The following is a 25,860-nucleotide window of genomic DNA, read 5'->3' on the forward strand; positions in this document are numbered from 1 at the left end:
AGAGGTATCTTATGATTAATTTATTAAACAATCTTATAAATAACTTAGGTTATTTAATATTTCTAGCTTTTATTATTTCTAATTTATCTATATTCAAGAATATAATACAAAAAAATGAATTTCAAAAATTTGATCTTATTATATTATCTATAACATTTGCCATTTTTGGAATAGTAGGCACCTATTCTGGTGTAGATGTAAATGGTGCAATAGCTAATACAAGAATCATCGGAATAATGGCTGGTGGTATATTCTGTGGCCCTTTTGTTGGTATTGTATCTGGTCTTATTGCAGGTATTCATAGGTTAACTTATGACATAGGTGGCATAACCTCTATTCCTTGTGCTTTAACTACTATTATTGCAGGCTGTTTTTCTGGTTTTATATATAAAAGATGCTTAAAATATGAAAAATGGCTTTACGGTTTAATTGGAGGCATTATTATTGAATTCATTGAAATTTTTTTAATTTTATTATTATCAAAACCTTATTCTAAGGCTTTTCATATAGTAGAAAATATATATTTGCCTATGATTTTTATAAACGCTTTAGGTACATGCCTTCTAATTTTACTAATTCAAAGGATATTTAATGAGAAAGATCAAATAGCCGCAACCCAAGCTAAAATTGCTCTTGATATAGCAACTAAGACACTACCCTATTTTCGAGACATTAATAATAATTCCTTAAAAATTATTTGTTCAATAATACATAATTCTACTACAGCAGCCGCTGTAGCAATTACTGATACTAATACAATATTAGCTCACGTGGGACTAGGCTCTGATCACCATATATGCACCGATAACATTCAAATTATTGCTACAGAGAAAGTTATCAACGATGGTATTATACGTATTTTAAACACGGGTGAAGAAATTAATTGTTTTTCTAAAAGTTGTCCCCTAAAATCTATAATTATTGTACCTCTTAAGGACGATACTAAAGTTATAGGCACCCTGAAATTATATTATGAGAAAGAAAATAGTATATCATGTACAACTAAGACACTTGCAAGTGGATTGTCTCATTTAATATCAACTCAGCTTGAAATAAGTAAGCTAGGCAAACTAAAAGATCTAGCTACAAAGTCTGAAATTAAAGCACTTCAATCCCAAATAAACCCCCATTTTTTATTTAATTCACTAAACACAATTGTATCTTTTATGAGGTTTAATCCAACTGGTGCACGGGAGCTTATGATAAACCTCTCAAATTATTTAAGATATACTATAGATGAAATACAGACTTTCGTGGATATAAGTAAGGAACTTGAACACGTTAAAGCCTATGTAGAAATAGAAAAAGCAAGGTTTGGACATAAACTTAATATTAACTATGATATTGATAGAAGTGTACATATTAAAATACCGTCACTTATAATCCAACCCCTAGTTGAGAACTCCATAAAGCATGGAATTTTAAATGGTAAAGGATTTGGAACCGTGAATATAAAGGTAAAAAAATATAATTTAGATGAAGTTAAAGTTATAATAGAAGATGATGGTATAGGTATTCCACAAAATGTAATTGACATCATATATTTAGGAACAATTGAAAAAAATAAGATCGGTATCTCTAATGTAAATAATAGACTCAAATACATATACGGCACTGGTCTTATAATAGAACGTCTTCATACAGGAACAAGAATTAGTTTTGTTCTTAACAAAACTAAAAATTTTAATTTTGATATTATTTAAGAATTATAAAACAAATATGTAATAGTAAAATAATTACTAATTATTTTACTTGTAAATCCCTTAGTAAAAATGGAGGTTAACCTTTATGAATTGTATTATACTAGATGATGAAATTCCAGCGATACGAGAATTAAGTTATTTTATTACTACTTTTAGTTCAATTAAAATACTAGCAGAATTTGATGATAGTATAGCAGCTCTTGAATATATGCAAATTAATTCTGTAGACGTAATTTTTCTTGATATAAGTATGCCAAAGCTCAATGGATTAGATTTTAGTAAAATTATAAATACATTAAAATCAAAACCTATTATTATATTTTTAAGTGCTTATAAACAATATGCAATTGAAGCATTTGAAATTGCTGCTTTTGATTATGTTTTAAAGCCTTACTCTGAATGTAGAATAATAAATACTCTTACCCGACTTGAAAAGTGGACTAATATAAATAGTTCCCCTTATATAAATAATAAAATAACTATTTGTAATAACGAAAAAATGTTTGTATTAAATGTAAATGATATATATTATTGCAAATCTCAGGAACATGATATATTTATACATATATCAAACGAAGAGTATAAGGTTTCATCAAGTACTAAGGAATTTTATAAAAAGCTTCCACAAAGCATTTTTTTTAAATGCCATCGTTCATATATTGTAAATTTGGATAAAATAACTGAGATAATCCCTTGGTTTAATAATACATATATGTTAAAACTCCAAGGGTTAGATGTAGAGATACCTGTTAGTCGTCAAAACATTTCACAATTTAAACAATTAATGGGCATATAAATGCATTTCATGTGTCCATTTTGTTCTTTGGTGCAACATTTATTGAAATCGTATACACATTTGTTATAATTAAATTGTTTAGGGCATCTTAAAATAACAATCCCGAAGGCTTTATATATTTTTTTTGAAGATGCCTAATTTTATAATATTAAAGGGGATGGATTATTCATGGTATCATTTTTATTATCTATTGTTGCTTTATTACTAGGTTATTTTTTTTACAGTAAGATTGTTGAAAAAGCTTTTGGTTTAGATGACAGCATTGAAACTCCAGCAATTAGGTTAGCCGATGGCGTTGATTTCGTTGCTATGCCCAGTTGGAAAATATTTTTAATACAATTTTTAAACATTGCAGGTCTTGGCCCAATATTTGGTGCAATAGCTGGTGCTCTTTGGGGCCCTGTAGCTTTCCTTTGGATTGTATTTGGATCAATATTTGCAGGTGGAGTACATGACTATTTCTCAGGGATGTTATCTGTACGACATGATGGTGCAAGTATTCCTGAAGTTGTAGGAAAATATCTAGGATCTGGTTTTAAGAATTTTATGAGAGTTTTTTCAGTTATAGTTCTTATCTTAGTTGGCGTAGTTTTTATACTAGGACCTGCAGAGCTTTTAGCTGGACTAACTCCAACTAAATTCAATACAGCTTTTTGGGTTTATATAATCTTTGCCTACTATATACTAGCTACTTTACTCCCAATAGACAAACTTATAGGTAAGATTTACCCTCTATTTGGAATTTGTCTTTTAATAATGGCCATTGGGGTATCTGGTGGTATAATATTTGGTGGGTATCATATACCTGAAATTACTTTAGCTAACCTTCATCCAAACAATCTACCTATTTGGCCATTGATGTTTGTAACAATTGCTTGTGGTGCTATTTCAGGTTTCCACTCAACGCAATCACCTATGATGGCTAGATGCATCACTTCTGAAAAACAAGGTAGATCAATATTCTACGGTGCAATGATTGCTGAAGGTATAGTTGCTTTAATATGGGCTGCGGCTGCTATTGCTTTTTTTGGAAGCACTGGAGAATTAGGTTCACAAATGAGTGCTAATGGTGGTCAAGGTTGGGTTGTAAATATAATTTCTACTACATTACTTGGTAAAGTCGGAGGAGCTCTTGCTATATTAGGAGTTATCGCTTGCCCTATAACTTCTGGCGATACAGCCTTTAGAAGTGCACGACTTACTATTGCCGACTTCTTAAATTATAAGCAAGGTCCAATAAAAAATAGACTTGTTCTAACCCTGCCATTATTTGTAATAGGATTTATACTAACAAAAATAGATTTTAATATAGTTTGGAGATATTTTGCATGGTCTAACCAAACTTTAGCTATGATAGTACTTTGGACAGCTGCAATGTATCTTGCACTAAGAAAACAATTTCATTGGATAGCTACAGTACCAGCAGTATTTATGACTGCTGTATCTACAACTTATTTACTTGTGGCTCCAGAAGGTTTTAAAGTTTCACCTTCAATAGGATATCCTGTTGGTATTCTGATTTCTATAGGATCTCTTATATTATTCCTAATAGTAGCAAAGAAAAAAATTGAACTTGAAAAATAGTTTCCTAAGGATACTTTGTATAGTATTTTCAATAAGTATTAATTAATAACCTAATAAAGGAAGCTAGCTCACTGCTAGCTTCCTTTATTTACAATTATTTATTTGCCATTATATAATTACATCGGTCAATTATTTTTTTAAAGCTTTAACTTTAAATTCTGCATTTGTATTAAACTGCCTATATCTTTATGGCACAAATTATCTTTATTATGATTAAAGCTACTACTGAAAATAAAACTCCTATTGAAATAAAGCTTATTACTATACAATTTAATATTAAAAGATTATGTATAATGCTATCAATATTAAAATTTAATGTAATAGCAATAATACTTCCTATAACACTTAATATAACTATAGCAAATATACCATCTATAGAATTTTTTAAATCTGCTTTACTTAAAGACATATGCGTGCTTATTGATACTGCTATAAATAAGTAAATCCAAAACCTAATATTAATTAGATTTTTTGCTACAAATATTTTTTTTACTATTATAGTCAAATTACTAAATAAAACATAAAAAAAGCCTTTAATGTTAAAGTCATTACTATCTAACACATACTCTTTAATATTAACCCTACTATAAATATCATTAAAACTTTCTGGCATTAGTATATAAAAGCACGCTACTAAAATTACTGTCCCAACTACTATAGGTGCTACCCCTATAAAAAAATTCCCAACTCTTTGATATATATTTTTCTTATTATAAGAATGTGACACATATCCTAGTTCAGAGCTTTCATTCGCCGAAATAGAAAACCACTTAACAGAATTAACCTTATGCCCAAATAACTTGCACATTATATAATGACTAAATTCATGGATAGTAGTTCCAATAATTCCAGTAACTATTACAGCTTTTCTACCAAATCTTAACTGAATAGTTCTATTACTTATACCTTCAATCCATCCAATTAGTAATCCTAATGTAATAAATGCACCTATTATTCCAAGCGAAAATAAACTACTTAATTTTAATATTTCTATTATCATAATACCTACTCCATCTATTTTTATTTATAAACATAATACTATTATATTTATATGTGTAATTTATATTAACATTATTTCTTTTTAATTTCTTCAATATTATAAATTATTCTTTTTTAAGAATCTATTAAGGGAGCCTAAATAAAATAATAAGTCAAGATTTATGACTTATTATTTTTTTGAAGCTCCCTAATCATTATCATAATACATTTAATACTATTAGTAGTCATTAAGATTTAAGATAGAATCATCCTCATTAAAAGTATTTACATTATATAAAAACATTACATCTGTTATCCCTTTATCATTTATTAATTTTTCTAAATCATCAGCATAATATCTTAAATCTACCACATTTATTTCTCCATAGTGAGAAGTTAAAAATGGTAAAAAACTATTTGCATAGGAATCTTTTATAATTAATAGTTTCTTTTCCGGATCTTGTAGTGTTTTAATATTTATAAGAGGGTGATTTCCCCCAGTAAATACTTCATACTTATCTTTTTTATTTAATGCTGTACTATCAAAAAGACTAGTGCTCTTTTTTTGTTCTGTTATATAATTTACTAAAACTTTATCATTAGTATTAAAATAAACTTCTACTTCATCCGCTTCTTTACTTTCCAATCCTATTTTTGAGGATAAACTACCACTAAAAGAATCAGTTACCTTTTCTATAGTAAAATAATCTTCATCCTTTGCTATTAATCCTAATTCACTACACATTGTCCTATAACCAATATAAGCCCCTTTACTGGTCCAATGATGATCCGTTTTATAATAAATATATTTATCTCTATTATCATATAAATTTTTATATGGATTTATAAATTTAATATTAGAATTTAACCCATCCTGTAATTTATCTATATACTCTAATTCATCGTCAATAGGTGCATATTTAGGTAGCTTTTCTTCTAAAACCTTGCTTGCCGTAGGCACTAACATAAAAGCAGTGCTTAGACTCTTATGTTTTTCAAAAAAATCATTAATAGCCTTAATTTTTTCATTAGTTTCCTCTTGATTTTCCTCTTTAAAATTGTTTATAAGCTGATTATTCTTCCCTATATATACATTATTGCTTTTATTTTTTCCTACTAATTTATCTATATTTCCTTTAATAGCCACAAAAATATTTCTACCTGGGAATTGGTCAGATATATAACTTGTATATTCTCTAGAAAAATCTCTGTTTACAAAAGATTTTAAAGTAAATTCAGGTTTCTTACTTAAATTTCTATTTTCCTGTTCTGAAAATTCTTTATCATTTTTAAAAATTCCAAATATAGTTATTGTGAAAATAACTCCAATAAAAACAATAGTTATTATTGCATTAAGACTTCTATTAAATTTTCTAATATTTTTTTCTTTCATATATATACTATATGGTTTTCTATTTGTTTTTTTCAATAAAAACACCTCGTCTTCCAGATCCTAAAACCTAAAGTATAAGAACGGATTATAACTTTCACTCACTAAAAAGGCTATGCTAACTATTAAAATCAAAGTTTGTATAACTATAATTAATTTCAAATCCATTTTTTTAAAATTAGCATTTATTTTCTTATTACTTTTTATACTTAATTGTGTGCAAGCTATTATTGCTACAGCTAATATTAAGAAGTTTGTATAAACTATATACTTATCCATATTATTTATAAATAGATTATTTCCAAAACCAAACATTACTCCAATATATCCTATTGCTGAAGAAATGCTATCTGTATCAAAAAATACCCATCCTACAATTACAATAACCATGGTGTACATATGATTAAACACATCCGGTATTCTCTTTAAAATATTTCCTAAAAATATTTTTTCAGCGAATATTATCAGCCCAAAATATAACCCCCAAAATATAAAATTCCAGCTTGCTCCATGCCAAAGTCCAGTTGCAAACCACACTATCATTAAATTTCTAAATTGAATAACTAATCCGCTTCTATTACCACCTAAGGGTATGTACATATATTCTCTAAACCAAGAACCTAAAGATATATTCCATCTTCTCCAAAATTCCGTTACACTTTTTGAAGTGTACGGGAAATTAAAATTTTCAATAAAATCAAACCCAAACATCTTTCCAAGACCTATTGCCATATCTGAATACCCACTAAAATCAAAATAAATTTGTAATGTAAATGCACCAATCCCTAACCATGCAGATACAATTGATATATTTTCTAATGGTAAGTTTTTAACTTCTGTCCATATTATAGATATATTGTTTGCTATAATAGCCTTTTTCCCTAAGCCTATAATAAACCTTTTGACCCCCTCCCCAAATTTATCCAAACTTTTTTTTCTATTCTTTAATTGTTTTTCCACATCACTATATTGTATTATAGGTCCAGCTACTAATTGTGGAAACATAAGAATATAAGCACCAAAATCTATTATATTTTTTTGTGGTTTTACCCTTTGTGTATAAACATCTGCTACATAAGATATTAACTGGAAAGTGAAAAAAGATATCCCTAAAGGTAATGGCAAATTTCTTATATGTAAACTCACACCTAATAAATTATTAATATTTTCTATTAAGAATCCATAATATTTGAAAAATAATAAAATACTAAGATTTATAATAATTAATGTTATAAATATAAATTTATGTTTCTCTTCATCTTTATGATTTTTTCTAATTAATAATCCTCCAAAATAATTTATTAATATGGAGATTAAAATTAGATATATGTACTGGGGTTCTCCCCAAGCATAAAATATTACACTTGATATAAGTATTATAAAATTTTTTCCTACACTAGGTACAATATAATGTAAAATTAAAACTGCTGGTAAAAATATAAATAAAAATATTAAACTACTAAAAACCAAAGTTAACCCTCCAATTCCCTCTTGAAAATTTCTGAAAAATAAACAGTCACATTGTGATATATTTTCTTTTATCTTACTTAAAGTCTTTTTTTATAGCCTCTTTTATATTATAAGAATCCTGTGAAATTATAAATATTAAATATTGACCTTCATCTTCCAATACAGCATTTTTAATTATTTCATACTTTTCAGGTCTATAATTTTTAAAACTTTCTGCCTTTTTATCTATTCTCTTCTGAATTTGACTCTTAATAATTGGTATGTTTTTTTCATCTTTAACCTTTAAAACTAGAATTTCATCTTCATCCATATTACTCTTTGGAGCATAATAAATAAAATCTTCTAAATCCTTTATATTTATGTAATATAATTTTTTGAGAATTTTTTCATTTCCCATATCCATTCTATCTAAACTAACACTTTTTTCTATACTATTTCTAATATCATCCATATTAGCTTGTCTTACCTTAACAATAGGATATAGCCCTATAAATATCACTACTATTATAATTATTTGTATTAAATAATATTTTTTATATGTACTTTTTTTCATAACCTTCCCTCAATTACAATTAATTTTTAAATATATTCTCTAAGATAATCTAACCAAATTAAATAAAATTCATATTTAAAATGTATTCCATCTTTTTCATGTAAGTAATCTTTTTTATTTATTTTTGTTTCTATATCAACATAATTAATGCCTGTTTCTCTAACAACTTCCTGTGCCTTCTCTCTAAATTCATCTAGATTACTATTTGTTAATCTCTCATTTATATTAACTGCCTTATCCATTACAGAAAGGGGTGAAATTAAATATATTTTTGTATTTGGTAAAACTTTTTTTATTTCATTAACAAGTTCAATATACTTTTCTTTAAACTTCATAGAATTATCAAATTCTATGACATCATTCATACCATATAATAAAACTACATTTTTAGGATTAAGGTTTGTTAAAGTATCTATGCTATTAATAGCTTTAATTACTGTATCCCCTTTATTAACCAATACATTATATTCTTCTATTACTCCTAATTCTGATAAGCCTTCAGTAATGGAATCTCCCATAAAAATTGTGTTTTGAAAATACTTGCTATTATTTTCTTCTCCTTGAGTTTGATTAAATCTATCTTCCTTTGCATCCTTATCTTGAAAATACTTATTCTTATATGTATCAATTTCATTTTCTACATCGCTTAAATTTCTTTGTTCTAATTGAACTAAAATTTCTTTACCTATAAAATTATTTTCATTAAAGCTTTTATTATCAATACCATTGATTGCACCCTTAATTATAGAAAAAATCAATATTCCACTCATTACCAATAAGACTGTTCTTTTCATCACTTCTCCCTCTTATCTTCTTTTATTTTTCGACATATTCTTTTAAATATCCCTAATTATCTTAATATAATAACTCTGTACTTAGGTTACAAAAGATTTACATATTTATTATAAAAAATTAACTTTCAAATATAATATAAAATAAAAAGGCGATTCATTACGAATCGCCTTTTTATTTTATATTATTTATTTTCATTAACTATTTGTTTATAAGCATCTAAATCTGTATGAATTTCTTGTGTTAATGGGTTACGTTTATTCTTAAATACCTTATAGAAATGATATCCAAATACCGCTATATTTGCAGCTAAAGATATTGCACTTACTATAAATAATGCTGTTTCATTATGTGATGACTTAACAGCAAACTTTGAAGTATCAACAAAGCTTGGGAATGACATAACAAACATCATCCAAAATGCTAAAGTTTGTGCACGACTTTGTAACCAAGTCCCTTTTTTTATAAAGAAAGCTGGAATTGTACATGATAATAATAAGGCTGCTCCCGCATAAAATGCGTGATCAGATACACAATTATACACATATGCAAAGTTCCAAAAATCATATGCAATTATCCAGAACCAAAGTTGATCTGGCCACAGCATGTCCTTATTTTTATCTTTTCCAATAAATATTCCAACGAAACCTGAAATAGTTATGATATTAAGAATACCTGCAATACCATTCATTATATTCCATGGTCCACCAATCATAAGCATTCCATCAACTACGCCATCGAAGCTATAGCATTGGAAATCACGAATAACCGCTTCCATAATATTAACTGCTAATATTATTGCAGGGAATGCTAAAAGATATTTATTTTTACTTAATTTTTTACTATAACGTAAAGCCATAAATCCTAAACATCCTGCTAATGCTGAATATACTTTTGCCCAATGGAACCAAGATCCTACACTAGAACCTGGACCAGCTGTATTTTTCCAAACTGCAAATGGTAATATTATTGGTAAAACTATAAATGATATAATAGCTATATATTTATTTCTACGAGCTAATTCATTGGAAAGCATTAATCCTCCAATCACTAAAACCCATATTACTACTGAATACCAAGGTATCGATTCAAATAAAAACATTTTTACTCCTCCATCTACTTCTTTTATTACTTTTGATTAACTCTTTCTAATACAGATTTTAAATCTACCAATATATCATTTGCTTCTGACATAGGTATCCCTGTATCTTCTAGAATATTTTCTGGTATATTTCTTACCTTTTCTTTAAGCTGCTGACCAATTGGAGTTACCCGTACAAAAACATTCCTCTCATCACTGATATCACGAGCTCGTTCTACCAAGCCCTTACTTTCAAGTTTTTTTAAAAGGGGCGTTATAGTACCTGAATCAAGATATAATTTTCTTCCTAATTCATTAACCGTAATATTATCTCCATTCCATAAAACCAACATAGCAATATATTGAGTATATGTTAGATCTACGTTCTTAAGATATGACTTATAACGTTTTATAGTTTCCTTTGAGCAGGCATACATTATGAAACTAAGTTGATTTTCTAGAATTAAATTTTTATCACTAACCATAATGTTTCCCTCCATTTACGAATTAAGTTGTTATAAATTAAATTGTGCACAATTTATTTATTTCTATCATACTCCTCTAAAAATAGACTGTCAATAAAAACTTCTAAACACTTAATTATTATAATAAACTAGGATATTAAATCTCCTAGTTAGAAATTAGTTAAATCCATTTTATAATATAAAAATGGTGAGGTAGATTAGCCTACCTCACCATTTAATACTATTTTAATGTAGCTATTACTTCTATCTCTATCATCGCATCTAATGGTAATTTTGCAACTTGCACACAGCTTCTTGCTGGAAAATTCTTTGTGAAATATTCTGCATATACTTCATTTACTAAAGCAAAATCCTTTAAATCTTTTACAAAAACCATAGTTTTAATTACATTATCAAGATTTGTACCAGCACTTTCTAAAATTGCTTTGCAATTTTCTAAACTTTGCTTAGTTGCGGATTTTATTTCGCTCTCCATAACTTTTGTTTGAGGATTTATAGGTAACTGTCCTGATGTATATACTAAATCACCTATAATTACCCCTTGTGAATATGGTCCTATTGCTGCTGGTGCATTTACTGTATTAATTATCTTTTTCATGTTAATCTCTCCTTTTATAATAAGTTTTGTAGTTAGATATTACTGAGTTTCCATTATCTTTAAATATTATTTTTTATAAAAAGTATTTTTCAAAGGTAGTTCTGTTCTAAATATTTTATCTAACTTGTAATAAGCCCCTTGAACTGCGGCAGCTGTAGGAACACATGTTATTTCCCCAACACCTTTTGACCCAAAGGATAACTCTTGGCTATTTTTTTCTATAATAATAGATTCTATTTTAGGAATTTGAGTAGCTCTTAATAATCCAAGTGTTCCAAATTTTGCTTTAGGCACCGAATTTTCTAATTTATAATCTTCAGTTAAAGCATAACCTAGTCCCATTACCACTCCACCCTCAATTTGTCCTTCTACATTTTTAGGATTAATAGCTCTACCTACATCATGAGCTGCCACAACTTTATTTAGCTTTCCATTTTCATCTAAAATCACTACTTGTGTTGCATAACCATAGGCAACATGGCTTACAGGATATTCTTTTTCACTTCCCATTTTATCAGTAACTCCAGAGTATTCGCCTATAAATTCTAACCCCTCTAACTCAATCAAGGTTTTTTTAATTAATTCTTCCTTTAACTTAAGTGCTGCTATTTTAGTTGCCTCTCCAGTAAATACTGTTTGCCTTGAAGCTGTAGTTGTTCCTGAATTTGGTGTAATTCTAGTATCTGGCATTTCATGCACTATTTCTGAAGGATTAATCTTTAATACTTCTCCTACTATTTGCACTAGTATAGTTCCAAGTCCTTGTCCTATACAGGCTGCTGATGTTCTTATGTGTATCTTTCCATTTTCAATCTTTATCTTACATCTACCTACATCCGGTAATCCTACCCCTATACCTGCATTTTTAAATGCACAAGCCACTCCTGCTTTTCCTTTATTTTTATAATAAATATCTTTAACTGCTTCTAAAGTTTCGATTAATGCAGTTCCTTCATCTGCAACTTGTCCATTTGGAAGAACTTGTCCTGGTCTAATTGCATTTATAAATCTCATTTCAAAATCATCTATACCAACCATTTCAGCTAATTTATTTATATTACATTCCGTTGCAAAGTTTGATTGGGTAACCCCAAAGCCTCTAAAGGCACCTCCTACACAATTATTAGTATATACTGCAGTTCCTTCTATATCTATATTTTGATAGTTATAAGGGCCTGCCGCATGTGTACATGCTCTTTGTAGTACTGGTCCTCCTAAGGATGCATAAGCTCCTGTATCTGAAATAATCTTTGCCTTCATAGCTGTTAATATACCATTTTCATCACAAGCTGTTGTTACTTCCATATCCATTGCATGTCTTTTAGTATCTACTATAAGGCTTTCCTTTCTACCTAAGCACATTTTCACAGTTCTCTTAGTAAGATAAGCTAGTAGAGCTGCATGATGTTGACAACTCATATCTTCTTTACCACCAAAACCGCCTCCAACATACTTAGAGACTATTCTTAATTTATCATCACCTAATCCTAATAATGATCCAATTTCACGTAATTCATCATATATACTTTGAGATCCTGTATATACTATTAATTCATCTCCATCGGATACTGCAACTGTACATTCTGGTTCTAAAAATGCATGCTCTGTAAAAGGAACTTTATATTTATATGTTACTTTATATTTTGATTTTTCAATTACCTCTTCTGCATTTCCTCTTATTAAATGCTCATGTGATAATATATTTCCTGATTTGTGTATTTTAGGCGCATCTTCTTTAAGGCCTTCCTCTTGTGATGTAATTGGAGTAAGTTCACAATAATCCACCTTTATTTTATCTAAAGCTAATCTTCCTATTTCTTCACTTTCAGCCGCTACTAAAGCTAAAGCATCTCCTAAATATCTAGTTTCCTCACCTATATCAATTAAGACTGGCCAATCTTTTTTTATATGACCTAAATATCTTTCACCTTCAATATCCTTAGCTGTTACAATTTTTATAACCCCGTCTAATTTTTCAGCTTCACTTATATCAATATTTTTTACTAGCGCTCTAGGATATTTAGTTCTTAATGCCACGCCATATATCATTCCAGGAAACCTTATATCATCTGTATATTCTGCAGTTCCCAATGTCTTATCATGAGCATCAATTCTTCCCATTCTTTCCCCTACTAAGCCTTTACAAGCTACCTTTGGGACCTCTTTATTTTCTCTTAATATTTCTGCCGCCATTAAAACTGCTTCTTCAATTTTCACATATCCTGTACACCTACATATATTTCCTATTAAAGCCTTTTTCACTTCTTCCCTACTAGGATCTAAATTTTTATTAAATAAGCCTTTTGTACTAATTACCATACCTGGGATACAAAAACCACATTGTACAGCCCCAGCTTCAGTAAATGCATAAGCAAATACATCTTTTTCTCTTTCAGTAAGTGATTCTATAGTATTAATATTTTTTCCATTAATTTTTTCTGTAGTTAATAAACATGCTTTTATTGCTTTTCCATCTAATAAAATCATACAGGTACCACAAGCACCTTCTGAGCAACCGTTTTTAACTGAGGTAATACTACAATCCTCTCTTAAAAACTTTAATATATTTTTATTTTCATCTGTTACTTTTTTTTCTCCATTTACAGTAAATTCAAACATTATTAATCACCTCTCAAATTCAAAACTTCTTCTTTCCATATACTTGCCTAAATGTTCATTTTCTTGAAATTCATTTTTATCCATAAACCTTTTTATCTTTATAATTAATCATATAATTTTCCCTTCTATGACAATTTACAAAATCTATTATGGTAGTGTTACCAAAGGAGCGATTGCTGCTTTGGTAACACTTTGGAAATTATCTGAGGTTTTGAAATTAGGCAATTCTAAATAAAAATGAGTATGAGTATCAATTCCGCCTTTAAGTGCAATTGCCAGCACTGGTTGTCCTTTTAATTATATTGTATTGATAAAGCTTTCTTTGGACATCTAGTTACACATAACCCACATCCAAAACATTTTTCCTTATCAATAATTAATTTTTCTCCAACCTCTATAGCCTCATATACACAACTTACTTTACATTGTCCACATTTTATACAAAGTTCCTGCTTTACAGTAGGTGCTATGGCTTCTACTCTGAAGTTTCTTTCTTCAGATTTCTTGTGTGCTAGCCCAATTATTTCATTTACATCTTTATATCCATGACTATCTAAAAATTCATTTAATTCTTTAGCAATTTTTCCATAAACCCCTGGTCCTTTTAAAATTGCTTCTGTACAAACTTGTACTGATTGTGCTCCAGCCATTAACATTTCGGCAGCATCTCTTCCACAAGTAATTCCACCAACTCCTATTATTGGTATATTTATCACCTTAGAGGCATCATAAATATTTCTAATAGCTACTGGTTTCACTGCTGATCCTGATAACCAGCCATATCCATTTTCACTTCCCATAATTGGATATCCAGTTTCCACATCAATAGCCATACAAGGTCCTAATGAATTTATCATTACAAGTCCATCTGCTCCAGCTTCTTCTAATGCTTTAGCTATTTTTTGAATATCTGTATGAGGACTCATTTTCATAAACACTGGGCAATCTAATGCAGCCTTAGCCGCCTTCATAGCTTCAACTATTGGAGCAACATCAGTTCCAACATAATGAGTTGATAGTTCTACAGCATCTGCATATGGTCTTACAAGTGGAGCAACTTTTTTTATTTGCTCTGCAGTATAACCCATGCTTACTATCATTGGTACTCCGGCTTCCTTTGCTCTTTTATACTCTTTTTCTATCCACTGCTCTTTTGGAAGTTCTGACCAAAGCTCTGTATTTAAAAAACCTGCATTTGTTTTTGCCATACATGGTCTTGGAACTGGTGCAGGTTCCACTGAAATTGTTTTTGTAACCAATCCTCCAGCTCCACCCTTTACTGCTAGAACGCATAAGTCTCCATCTTTTGCTCCAGGTCCCGCTGCTGTGAATATTGGATTATCAAACTCCATCCCTAATATATTAACTTTTAAATTTGCCATATCGTTAATCCTCCTACTAATTAATTTTTTAATAAATTTTTAGGCTTTTTTTATAAGTCTTTCAACAGCTTCATTAGCCTCATAAGTAATTTTTTCTTCATCAATATTAACAAGTTTACCTTCTTTTACAACAACATTTCCTCCAACTATGGTATAATCCACAGCCCCTTTAAAACCAACCGTTCCGAGTATTGACTTAGGATCAAATTGAGTTCCTACAAATTCTAATTTTTTAGAATTAATCATAAATAAATCAGCTGCCTTGCCTACACTTAATTCTCCAATATCATCTCTTCCAAGAACACTTGCACTTCCTTTTGTGGCAAGTTTTAATATTTCATATCCTGTTGGAGCATCTGTACTTGATTTTAATCTATGCAATAAATAAGCAACTCTTATTTCTTCTAATAAATTAGATCCATCATTACTTGCACTACCATCAACTGCTAATCCAACAGGAATACCCATTTTAATCATTTCAGGTATCCTTGCTATTCCCGATGATAATTTCATATTTGAGATTGGACAATGTGCCACTCCGGTTTGAGTTCTGGCTAAAATTTTCAGTTCATAATCATTAAAATGTATACCATGCGCATACCAAACATCTTTTCCAACCCAACCCAAACTTTCCATGTATTCAAGAGGTCTCATTCCAAATTTCTCTAGCGTAAACTTTTCTTCATCAATTGTTTCTGCTAAATGAGTATGTAATCTTACCCCTAATTTCCTTGCTAGCTTTGCTGATTCTTTCATTAAATCACTAGTTACACTAAATGGTGAACATGGAGCAAGTGCAACTTGATTCATAGAAAACTCCTTATGATCATGAAATTTTTTGACTAATCTTTCAGAATCATAAAGTATTCTATCTACTGTCTGAACTACCGAATCTGGAGGTAATCCCCCATCTTTTTTACTTAAGCTCATACTTCCTCTTGATGCATGCATTCTTATTCCTAATTCTTTAGCTGCTACAAATTGAGTATCTATTAATGTATCATCTACACCCTTTGGAAATACGTAATGATGATCAAAACAAGTAGTGCATCCACTTTTCATTAATTCTCCCATACCTACTAATGAGCTATATCTAATAACTTCACTATCTATTCCTTTCCAGATTTCATATAGTGTTGTTAACCAAGGAAATAACTCCATTTTTTGCACCTTGGGCAAATTTCTTGTAAATGTTTGATATAAATGATGGTGAGTATTTATAAGTCCTGGATACACTAACATATTTGTTGCATCTATACTTTCATCGGCTTCATATAACTCTTTTCCTATATATTTAATGACTCCGTTTTCAATAAGCATATTTACAGATTCATATAAATTGTCATTCTTGTCACAGCTTATCAAAGATTTAATATTTTTAATTATTAATCTTTTATTCATGGCTTCTCCTCCATGATCTCAATACTTTTATTAATACTAATTTTATCAAACATATCTGCTAATGTAATATGGGCGTATGCATCAAAATTATAATTTAATATTTTTGCCGCAAACCCTATTGCGTATCCAAGTGTAACCACTGTAACTACAGAACCAATTCCATAAGGACCTCCTACTACTATTCCTAATGCTAAGGCTACACCTTCAATAATTGATCTTATTTCAATAACAGATTTCTTTGTTGATCCTATTAAATATTCCATAAGTTGATCTCTTGACCCTACACCGATTTTTGCCTTTAGAGATATTACTATTCCAAAAGCAAATATCAGTATACTTCCTATTAACATAAGTATGCTAAAGATAATTGATTTAGGTTCTGAAATTTTAATATACTTATAAGTGAAATCAATAAAATATCCTATGAAAATTGTATTTAATATGGTCCCAACCCCAGGTATAATACCTTTATACCAAGTAAACAACATTAATATTAATGAAATACCCTGTGATGCTTGCCCGACTGTAATTGGCAAGTAATTTGTAGTCCCTGCCTGCAGAACAGCCCATGGACTTGCTCCAAGACCGCTTTGAATTGCTAATACAATCGAAAATCCACATAAAAATAATCCACATAAATTCATTGATATCTTTATTAACCATTGACCTAAAGTTAATTTCCCTTTCACAATAAAGGCCCCCGAGCTATTTTAATTTTTCCCATAACTTTTCAGCAACTTCTCTTGACTCATCAAATATTTTTTTCTCATCTACTGTGATAATTTCTCTATTTTTCATTATGACTTTTCCATTAATAATTGTTGTTTCTACACTTCTTCCGCTTAGTCCAAACATTATATGTCCATTTAAATTATTTTTGTTTATAGGTGTCAATGGATTATAATCAACAACTATTATATCCGCATATGCACCTTCTTTTAATATTCCAAGTGGTTTATTAAAATATTGTGCAGCTATTTTGCTGTTATTTTCAAATATCATTTTACTTGTTTCTGCAAATCCTATATTTGAATCACATAAATTATGTTTATGAATTATATTTTCCATCTTCATTGACTCAAGCATATCCGATGTATATCCATCAGTTCCTAATCCAACTGTTACTTCATTTTTCATCATTTCCATTACTGGCGCACAGCCCACAGCATTACCCATATTAGATTCTGGATTATTAATTACATTAGTATTTGTCTTTTTTAAAATATCAATTTCTTTTTTATTTATGTGAATACAATGAACTGCTAATGTTTTTTCTCCTAATATTCCAAAATCCATTAACCTTTCTACTACTCTCTTATCATGATATTCTAAACAATGATTTAAATCTTCAATTCCTTCAGCTACATGAATATGATATCCTGCATCAAGGCCCTTCATACTTTCTACACATTTATTTAAACTTTCATCACTAAGAGTAAATGATGCATGCATTCCAAACATACCTTTTGTCATATCATCTTCTAAATTGCTTGCATAGTTAATAAAGTTAACGTTTTCTTTTATGCCAGTATTTAAAACTTCATCACCATCTCTATCGGAGACTTCATAAGAATAAACCCCTCTAATTCCTAAATCCTTAGCAGCATCGGCTATTATAAATAAGCTTCCCTCTATTGCCATAGGACTAGCGTGATGATCAAATACTGTTGTAACTCCATTTTTAACACAATCAATTAAAGTTGTATAAGCACTATATTTAATATCTTCTGAATTTAGTTTCTTATCTATTTTCCACCAAACATTTTTAAGAATATCTGTAAATTTTCTTGCAGGAGGGTTATCTAATATTAACCCTCTTGCAAAAGCACTATATATATGATGATGAGTATTTATTAATCCAGGCATTATAATATTTCCCTCTGCATCTATAAACTCATAAGCTTTATACTTTTCTTTAAGGTCCTGTGTATTGCCAACTTCTAAAATAATATTATCTTTTATTGCAATACATCCATTTTCTAAATAGGGTTTTTTATTATCCTGGGTTATTACTCTTCCATTTCCAATTAATAACATTATGCCACCCTCTTTAATTATATAATCTTTTACTGCCCTAATTCACCGTTCCAAACTATTTCTTTATACTTCTCTGGATCAGTATCTCCTTCTGTACTAAATAACAATACCTTTGAACTTTCATCTAATTTTAATGATTCTTTTAAATCTTTATATTTAGGATTTTTCATTATTTCATAAAGTAACCCTAAAGTAACAGCACCTGATTCTCCTGAAATTACTTTTTTGTCTCCTCTTAATGGATTTCCAAGTACTCTCATACCATTTGCAGCAACATAATCTGGAGATGAAACAAAAGTATCTGAATGTTCTTTTAAAACTTCCCATCCAATAGTATTTGCTTCTCCACAAGCTAAACCAGCCATTATTGTTTGCATATCTCCATCTACTATTCTTAGATTTCCATCATTAGCTACTGCAGACTTATATAAACAATCCGCTAAATTTGATTCTACTATTACTGTTTTTGGACAATCTTCATTAAATACAGAAGCAAAGAACCCTTGAATTCCTCCAGCTAAAGAACCTACCCCAGCTTGTATAAATATATGAGTTGGTTTTTCAACTTTATATTCATTTAATTGATTTAAGGCTTCAAGACCCATAGTTCCATAACCTTGCATTATCCATGCTGGAATTTCTTCATAACCTTCCCATGCAGTATCTTGTATAATTATTCTATTTTTTCCTTCTGCATATTTAGCTGCAAGTCTTACTGCATCATCATAATTCATATCAGTTATAGAAGCTTCTGCTCCTTCTAATCTTATATTTTCTAATCTTACTTGTGATGATCCCTTTGGCATATAAACCACAGATTTTTGTTTTAATTTATTTGCAGTCCAGGCTACTCCTCTTCCATGATTTCCATCTGTAGCCGTTACAAATGTAACTTCTCCTAATTCTTCTCTTAATTCAGATGAAATTAACTTTTCATAAGGTAATTCAGATATGTCTTTATTTAATTTTTGAGCCATATATTTTGCCATAGCAAAAGAACCACCTAATACTTTAAAAGCATTTAATCCAAATCTATATGATTCATCTTTTATATAAATGCCACCTAACCCTAAGTCCTTACTCAAATTTTCTAAATTAACTAATGGTGTTTCCTTATATTGAGGAAAACTTTTGTGAAAATCTCTAGCTTTAGCTATTTCCTCTTTACTTAAGAAATCTAGCAAATTTTCCTTTTTCAATTTAGGCAATGTATTCTTTTTCCATTTTATATCTTCTCTCATTTTTTCTCCTCCAAATCGACGTAATATTTATTCTTACTACTTTATTCTAGTACCAGTTTTTCGACTTATACCATCTTTGGCTTTTTCAAGAAGAGTAATTAATGCATATCTGTCTTCTTTTGATGAAGCAAAATCTATTGCAGCCTCTACCTTTGGTCTCATTGAACCAGGTGCAAAATGACCTTCTTCCACATATTTTTTCATGTCAAAAGTAGTAACTTCATTTAACCATTTTTCATTTTCAGTTCCAAAGTTTATAGCAACCTTTTCAACAGCAGTTAAAATAATTAAGCAATCAGCTCCAAGTTCCTTTGCAAGTGTGCAACTAGCAAAATCCTTATCAATTACAGCTTCTACACCTCTTAATTTGTTACCTTCCTTTATAACAGGAATTCCGCCTCCACCACAAGCAATTACCACTTGTCCAGCGCTAATCAAGCTCTTTATAGTTTCTATTTCGACAATACTAATTGGTTTTGGTGATGCTACTATTCTTCTATATCCTCTACCAGAATCCTCAACTACTTTATCACCATTTTTAATGGCAACTTCTGATTCTTCCTTTGTCATGAAGCTCCCAATTGGCTTTGTTGGGTTTTCAAAAGCACTATCTTTTGGATTTACTTCAACTTGTGTAATAATTGTTGCTACACCTTTATTTATATTTCTATTTAATAACTCTTCTTTAATTTGATTTTGTAGATCATATCCTACATATCCTTGACTCATAGCTACACAAACTGACATAGGACAAAGAGAATATTTTGAATGTAGATTATGCAATTCGCTCATAGCTACGTTTATCATTCCAACTTGTGGTCCATTTCCATGAGAAATAACCACTTCATTTCCATCTTCAATTAAGTCAACTATAGCTTTAGCAGTAGCCTTTACAGCACTCATTTGCTCTTCTAATGTATTTCCTAAGGCATTCCCACCAAGGGCAATTACAATCTTCTTTTTCATATTTTTCCTCCTTTTAATAGTAGAAACTAATTGTTTAATATTTCTGTAAATATAGGCTCTTATGGATTTCACCACAAGAGCCTTATCCTCTAAAAATTATTTAACTTTACGATCTTTACTTTCTTTTACTAGCTTATCTAAAACTTCTTGTGGATTTTTAATCTTACTTAAGAAGATCATAGATGCTATAATGTATGGTTTAAAACTTGCTTCTTTATATAATGATTTTCTGTATCTATCAAATACTGTAGCTGCAACCTCTCCCTCTGCGCAACTTACCCCAGTAATATCTGCTGGTAAACAATGCATATATATAGCCTTGCCTTCCTTTGTAGTCTTCATTAATTCCTCTGTACATTCCCAATCTTTATGTTCTGCATTTTGCTTAAGCAATTCTTTTTCTAATTGATCAATTCCAGCTTGATCTCCTTCTGAATATAAATTAGTTCTCTTTTCCATAGCCATGAACGGTGCCCAGCTCTTTGGATATACTACATCTGCATCCTTAAATGCTTCTTCCATAGAGTTTGTTCTTGTGAAAGATCCTCCGTATGTTTCTGCATTTTTCTTTGCAACTTCTTCAACTTCGCTCATTACTTCATAGCCTTCCGGATGTGCTAGTACTACGTCCATTCCAAACCTAGTTAACAATCCGATAACTCCTTGTGGTACTGAAAGTGGTTTACCATATGATGGAGAGTAAGCCCAAGTCATTGCAACTTTCTTTCCTTTTAAGTTTTCGATACCACCAAGTTCATTTATTAAATGAAGTGTATCTGCCATAGCTTGTGTTGGATGATCTATATCACATTGTAGATTAACTAATGTTGGTCTTTGTTCTAAAGTTCCCTCAATATTCCCTTCTTTAACAGAGTTTGAAACTTCCTTCATGTATGCATTTCCTTTTCCTATAAACATATCATCACGAATACCAATAACATCAGCCATAAATGAAATCATGTTAGCTGTTTCTCTTACTGTTTCTCCATGAGCTACTTGTGATTTACCTTCATCTAAATCTTGTACTTCAAGGCCTAAAAGGTTACATGCTGAAGTAAAACTAAATCTTGTTCTTGTTGAATTATCTCTAAATAATGAAACTCCTAGTCCACTATCAAATATCTTAGAAGATATATTATTTTTTCTTAAGTCTCTTAAAGCTTCTGCCATTGTGAATACAGCCTCTAACTCATCATTGCTTTTTTCCCAAGTAAGCATAAAATCCTCATTGTGCATATCTTTAAAATCTAACGTGTTTAGTTTTTCAATATATTTATCCATTATATTCATTGTAATTCCTCCAATATTTTTGTATTTTATTTGTTTGAGCAGTAAATTGTTGGTAATGCAGCATACACAGCAGCGCATTTTACTAAATCAGCTTTCCAAGTTTTTTCATTTGGAGCATGTGCTTCTTCTTCTTTACCAGGTCCAAATCCTATACATGGAATTCCGTATCTACCCATTATTGATACTCCATTAGTTGAGAATGTCCATTTATCAACTAGAGGAGTTCCATACATACCTTCATATGATTCAACCATAGCTTTAGTTGCTGGTGCATCTTCTGGAAGTACCCAAGTTGGGAAATAACATTCTGTTGGATATACAAGACCTGTCCAACTTGGTCTTTCATATTCATACATAGTTACTTTTGCATTATATTTTTTAGCAAATGGAAGATTTCTTACTTCTTCTAATGCTGATTCAAACGTTTCTCCATCAGTTAATCTACGGTCTAACGAAATTGCACACATATCTGCTACTGCGCAACGAGATGGTGAATTATAGAATATTTCTGACACTGTTACAGTTCCTTTTCCTAAGAATGCATCATAATGTAACTTGTCATTTAATGTTCTAACTTCTTGCAAAATATCACTCATTTTATAAATTGCATTGTCTCCACGTTCTGGAGCTGATCCATGACAAGATACACCCTTAACTTCAACCCTTATTTCCATACGGCCACGGTGCCCTCTGTAAATGTTTCCATTAGTTGGCTCAGTTATTACAACAAATTCTGGTTTTATCTTACTTTCATTATGGATATATTGCCAGCATACGCCATCACAATCTTCTTCTTGTACAGTACCTGTTACTAAAACTGTGTACTTATCAGATAAAAGATCTAAGTCTTTCATAATTTTTGCTCCATATGTTGCAGAAACTATTCCGCCTAATTGATCTGAAGATCCACGGCCACCTATTTCTTCTTCATTTTCATATCCCTTATAAGGATCAAATGTCCAGTTACTTAATTCCCCAATACCTACAGTATCTATATGAGCATCATAAGCAATTAAAGTTTTTCCATTACCCATATAGCCTAAAACATTACCCATAGGATCAATTTCAACTTTATCAAATCCAAGCATTTTCATTTCTTGTGATATTCTTTTTACCACCAATTCTTCATTAGCACTTTCACCTGGAATAGCAATTAGATCCCTTAAAAACTTTGTCATTTGTGTTTCGTACCCTTTTGCTTTTAACTTGATATCTTCAACGTTCATATTTATTCCTCCCTTTTGTATAGTAAATAATAGTTTGTCCCTCATCCCATAAAATTAATTTATAGTAATGACTTAATTGAGTACTTAACTAGCTATATTCTTACTCATATATTTAAATAGCAATTACCGTGCCAAAAAATATATTGTTTTTTTTATTGTTTTTATTTTAAATACATACCTACCCTCAATTAGCCAAATAATTTAAACTGCTTTTTCTCCCTTAAATTAAAAAAAATATCATTTTGATAATTTTTTATCAAAATGATAATTTCTTAAATTGGTTTTATTGGTAAAATTTAACCTAATAAAGGTAAATTTATCATTTTGATAAATTTTCTTTTACTATTCTATTTTTCTATAAAGAGTAGCTATTCCTATTCCTAATTTTTTTGATGCTTTTATTTTACCCTCTGTAGAATTTCCATACTTATCCAAAGCTTTTTTTATATATCTTCTTTCAATCTCTTTTAACTCAATTATGTCATCATCAGGATATACTTCTTCACTTTTATTTTTAATTTCCTCAGTATAACTTTGTACAAATGATATTGGTAACATTGATTTCTCAATTACTCCATTTTCTCCTGATAAACTCACCAAAAATTCCACTAAATTTTCTAATTCTCTTATATTACCTGGCCAGCTATATACTTTAAATATTTCTATTAATTCTTTATCTATAGTATGTATATATTTATTGCACCTTAAATTATATTTTTCTACTAACATTTTAGTTAGTAGTACCACATCATCTCCTCTTTCTCTTAAACTCGGAACTTCCATAGGAATTATATTTAGCCTATAATATAAATCTGCCCTAAATTTCCCTTCATTAACTAGTTTCTTTAAATTCTTATTAGTAGCTGCTATTACCCTTATATTTAGATTTATTAATTTATTAGAACCTATTTTTACAATTGTTCTTTCTTGTAATACTCTTAAAATCTTAACCTGAAGGTATAAAGGCATATCACCGATTTCATCTAAGAAAATAACTCCATTATTAGCAAGTTCAAATTTCCCTATTCTCCCACCTGCACTAGCTCCTGAAAATGCTCCATTAACATATCCAAAAAGTTCACTTTCTAATAGATTTTCTGGAATAGCTCCACAGTTTATAGCTATAAACGGCATATTTTTTCTATTTCCTTCTGAATGTATTGCCCTAGCTACTAACTCTTTTCCAGTACCACTTTCCCCTGTAATTAAGGTTGTAGCGTCAGCATATGAAATTTTCTTTATTCTATTTTTCAAATCTACTAAAAGCTGTGCTTGTCCAACTATTGAATCACAGTTTATATTATTTTTTTTCCCATCTTCTTCAACATTAACTAATTCCTTAAAAATAATTATTTTATTACATTCTTTATTATTAATATAATTATTTACTACTTTTCCTATAATTTTAAATTCTTTATTATCAATACTAAAATTATATATGTATCCTTTAGGCGTATATTCATCAGTTTCATATATACTAATTTTACAACCTAAAACATTTGGCTTTAACTTAAATAATTTTAAGGCTCGATTATTTATATTTATAATTTTATATTCTCTATCTACAGTTATTACGCCATCATCTATTGAGTTTATTATTTCTTTGAAAAATTTAATGCTATTTTCATTTTCTAATATTTGATTTTGCTCTATTAACTTAATCGAAATAAATTCAGCTATTTGTTCTAAGAATTTAATCATAATAGTTAAATTACTTTTCAAACTCTCTTTTTGACTTTCAGTAGAGCACACAAGACCTATTACCCCAAATGTAGTTTCTCCATATTTAATAGGTACACATATTTCCATAAGTTCAATACAATTACCTCTTTTTTTACATTCAGCACATAATATATCTTGTCCTGGATCTTCTATTACTAAAGTTTCGCCTGTATCTAAAGCTTTTTTATATACGTACCCTTGATCCGTTATATTTTCTCCAATCCGCCCTTCATAAATCCCAGTACCTCCAATTCTTATTAAGTTATTATCAACTATTTCCACGTCTACCCTTAACAAATCTGATAATAATACCGCATATTTATTTATTACTACTTTTATATCAGCAAAATTAATCTTCATCCTCATTATCCCCATTTCCCCTATAATATTTTTAACTATATCTTTATTTTTTGCTTAGTATATATGAAATTTTTTTTAAACTAATCAGTACTATTCTTATAAATTTTAACTTGTTATTTTACTTCAGTTCCCTATATAGTGTTATATAATCTATATTACCATATAATACTATTTTACGACTAATTA

At 29.6% G+C, this 25,860-nt stretch carries 22 protein-coding genes; 3 read left to right on the forward strand and 19 right to left on the reverse strand.

Translation table 11 applies throughout. The features are described 5' to 3' along the window. The first annotated feature begins 11 nt into the window (after positions 1-11). From BLS77_RS04325 to BLS77_RS04335, 3 genes are all read left to right on the forward strand, one after another. The gene (locus BLS77_RS04325) at positions 12-1,703 is read left to right on the forward strand and encodes a LytS/YhcK type 5TM receptor domain-containing protein (RefSeq protein ID WP_089966207.1); all 1,692 of its coding nucleotides are present in this window, start codon (positions 12-14) and stop codon (positions 1,701-1,703) included. Between the two features lie 85 nt (positions 1,704-1,788). Beyond that, on the forward strand, positions 1,789-2,499 hold the full coding sequence (locus tag BLS77_RS04330; protein ID WP_089966209.1) for a LytR/AlgR family response regulator transcription factor: 711 nt from the start codon (positions 1,789-1,791) through the stop codon (positions 2,497-2,499). A gap of 168 nt (positions 2,500-2,667) precedes the next feature. After that, positions 2,668-4,083, forward strand: a complete 1,416-nt coding sequence (locus tag BLS77_RS04335) for a carbon starvation CstA family protein (RefSeq protein ID WP_089966211.1) — start codon at positions 2,668-2,670, stop codon at positions 4,081-4,083. Positions 4,084-4,261: 178 nt separating this feature from the next. Here BLS77_RS04335 and BLS77_RS04340 read toward each other — a convergent pair whose 3' ends face one another. The 19 genes from BLS77_RS04340 to BLS77_RS04425 form a co-directional block, all read right to left on the reverse strand. After that, positions 4,262-5,083 carry a metalloprotease family protein gene (locus tag BLS77_RS04340; RefSeq protein WP_089966213.1) on the reverse strand — a complete coding sequence of 274 codons (822 nt, stop codon included), beginning with the start codon at positions 5,081-5,083 and terminating at the stop codon, positions 4,262-4,264. A 216-nt stretch (positions 5,084-5,299) separates the two neighbouring features. Beyond that, complete coding sequence (locus tag BLS77_RS04345; RefSeq protein WP_242873927.1) at positions 5,300-6,490, reverse strand: DHHW family protein; 1,191 nt, start codon at positions 6,488-6,490, stop codon at positions 5,300-5,302. A gap of 24 nt (positions 6,491-6,514) precedes the next feature. Next, the gene (locus BLS77_RS04350) at positions 6,515-7,921 is read right to left on the reverse strand and encodes an MBOAT family O-acyltransferase (RefSeq protein ID WP_089966215.1); all 1,407 of its coding nucleotides are present in this window, start codon (positions 7,919-7,921) and stop codon (positions 6,515-6,517) included. Between the two features lie 73 nt (positions 7,922-7,994). Beyond that, the gene (locus tag BLS77_RS04355) at positions 7,995-8,474 is read right to left on the reverse strand and encodes a DUF4358 domain-containing protein (RefSeq protein ID WP_089966217.1); all 480 of its coding nucleotides are present in this window, start codon (positions 8,472-8,474) and stop codon (positions 7,995-7,997) included. A gap of 26 nt (positions 8,475-8,500) precedes the next feature. Next, complete coding sequence (locus BLS77_RS04360) at positions 8,501-9,268, reverse strand: GDSL-type esterase/lipase family protein (RefSeq protein ID WP_089966219.1); 768 nt, start codon at positions 9,266-9,268, stop codon at positions 8,501-8,503. Between the two features lie 182 nt (positions 9,269-9,450). Next, positions 9,451-10,368, reverse strand: coding sequence for a DUF5692 family protein (locus BLS77_RS04365; RefSeq protein ID WP_089966221.1), 918 nt, complete (start codon positions 10,366-10,368; stop codon positions 9,451-9,453). 26 nt (positions 10,369-10,394) lie between these two features. After that, complete coding sequence (locus BLS77_RS04370; RefSeq protein ID WP_089966222.1) at positions 10,395-10,832, reverse strand: MarR family winged helix-turn-helix transcriptional regulator; 438 nt, start codon at positions 10,830-10,832, stop codon at positions 10,395-10,397. Positions 10,833-11,052: 220 nt separating this feature from the next. Continuing rightward, entirely contained in the window at positions 11,053-11,430 is a 378-nt protein-coding gene (locus BLS77_RS04375; protein WP_089966224.1) for a RidA family protein, read from the reverse strand. A 66-nt stretch (positions 11,431-11,496) separates the two neighbouring features. Continuing rightward, on the reverse strand, positions 11,497-14,049 hold the full coding sequence (gene xdh / locus BLS77_RS04380) for a selenium-dependent xanthine dehydrogenase (protein WP_089966226.1): 2,553 nt from the start codon (positions 14,047-14,049) through the stop codon (positions 11,497-11,499). A gap of 147 nt (positions 14,050-14,196) precedes the next feature. Continuing rightward, positions 14,197-14,331: a hypothetical protein gene (locus tag BLS77_RS20495; RefSeq protein WP_278336636.1), complete on the reverse strand. Its 135-nt coding sequence runs from the start codon at positions 14,329-14,331 to the stop codon at positions 14,197-14,199. Between the two features lie 11 nt (positions 14,332-14,342). Continuing rightward, positions 14,343-15,431: a 4Fe-4S binding protein gene (locus tag BLS77_RS04385; protein ID WP_089966227.1), complete on the reverse strand. Its 1,089-nt coding sequence runs from the start codon at positions 15,429-15,431 to the stop codon at positions 14,343-14,345. A 39-nt stretch (positions 15,432-15,470) separates the two neighbouring features. Continuing rightward, the gene (locus BLS77_RS04390; RefSeq protein ID WP_089966229.1) at positions 15,471-16,832 is read right to left on the reverse strand and encodes an 8-oxoguanine deaminase; all 1,362 of its coding nucleotides are present in this window, start codon (positions 16,830-16,832) and stop codon (positions 15,471-15,473) included. Beyond that, positions 16,829-17,521 carry a YczE/YyaS/YitT family protein gene (locus BLS77_RS04395; protein WP_089966231.1) on the reverse strand — a complete coding sequence of 231 codons (693 nt, stop codon included), beginning with the start codon at positions 17,519-17,521 and terminating at the stop codon, positions 16,829-16,831. The genes BLS77_RS04390 and BLS77_RS04395 overlap by 4 nt, the downstream gene beginning before the upstream one ends. Positions 17,522-17,537: 16 nt before the next feature. Beyond that, positions 17,538-18,869, reverse strand: a complete 1,332-nt coding sequence (gene ssnA, locus BLS77_RS04400) for a putative aminohydrolase SsnA (RefSeq protein ID WP_089966233.1) — start codon at positions 18,867-18,869, stop codon at positions 17,538-17,540. A gap of 29 nt (positions 18,870-18,898) precedes the next feature. Continuing rightward, entirely contained in the window at positions 18,899-20,110 is a 1,212-nt protein-coding gene (gene dpaL / locus BLS77_RS04405) for a diaminopropionate ammonia-lyase (RefSeq protein ID WP_089966235.1), read from the reverse strand. 36 nt (positions 20,111-20,146) lie between these two features. Beyond that, entirely contained in the window at positions 20,147-21,076 is a 930-nt protein-coding gene (arcC, locus tag BLS77_RS04410; RefSeq protein ID WP_089966236.1) for a carbamate kinase, read from the reverse strand. A gap of 96 nt (positions 21,077-21,172) precedes the next feature. Further along, the gene (ygeW, locus tag BLS77_RS04415) at positions 21,173-22,366 is read right to left on the reverse strand and encodes a knotted carbamoyltransferase YgeW (protein ID WP_089966238.1); all 1,194 of its coding nucleotides are present in this window, start codon (positions 22,364-22,366) and stop codon (positions 21,173-21,175) included. Positions 22,367-22,392: 26 nt separating this feature from the next. Beyond that, positions 22,393-23,592: a YgeY family selenium metabolism-linked hydrolase gene (locus BLS77_RS04420; protein WP_089966239.1), complete on the reverse strand. Its 1,200-nt coding sequence runs from the start codon at positions 23,590-23,592 to the stop codon at positions 22,393-22,395. 342 nt (positions 23,593-23,934) lie between these two features. Beyond that, positions 23,935-25,674 carry a sigma 54-interacting transcriptional regulator gene (locus tag BLS77_RS04425; RefSeq protein ID WP_089966241.1) on the reverse strand — a complete coding sequence of 580 codons (1,740 nt, stop codon included), beginning with the start codon at positions 25,672-25,674 and terminating at the stop codon, positions 23,935-23,937. Positions 25,675-25,860: the final 186 nt, after the last annotated feature.

This window comes from Clostridium gasigenes (genome assembly GCF_900104115.1).
In the GTDB taxonomy this organism is placed as follows: Bacteria; Bacillota; Clostridia; order Clostridiales; family Clostridiaceae; genus Clostridium; species Clostridium gasigenes.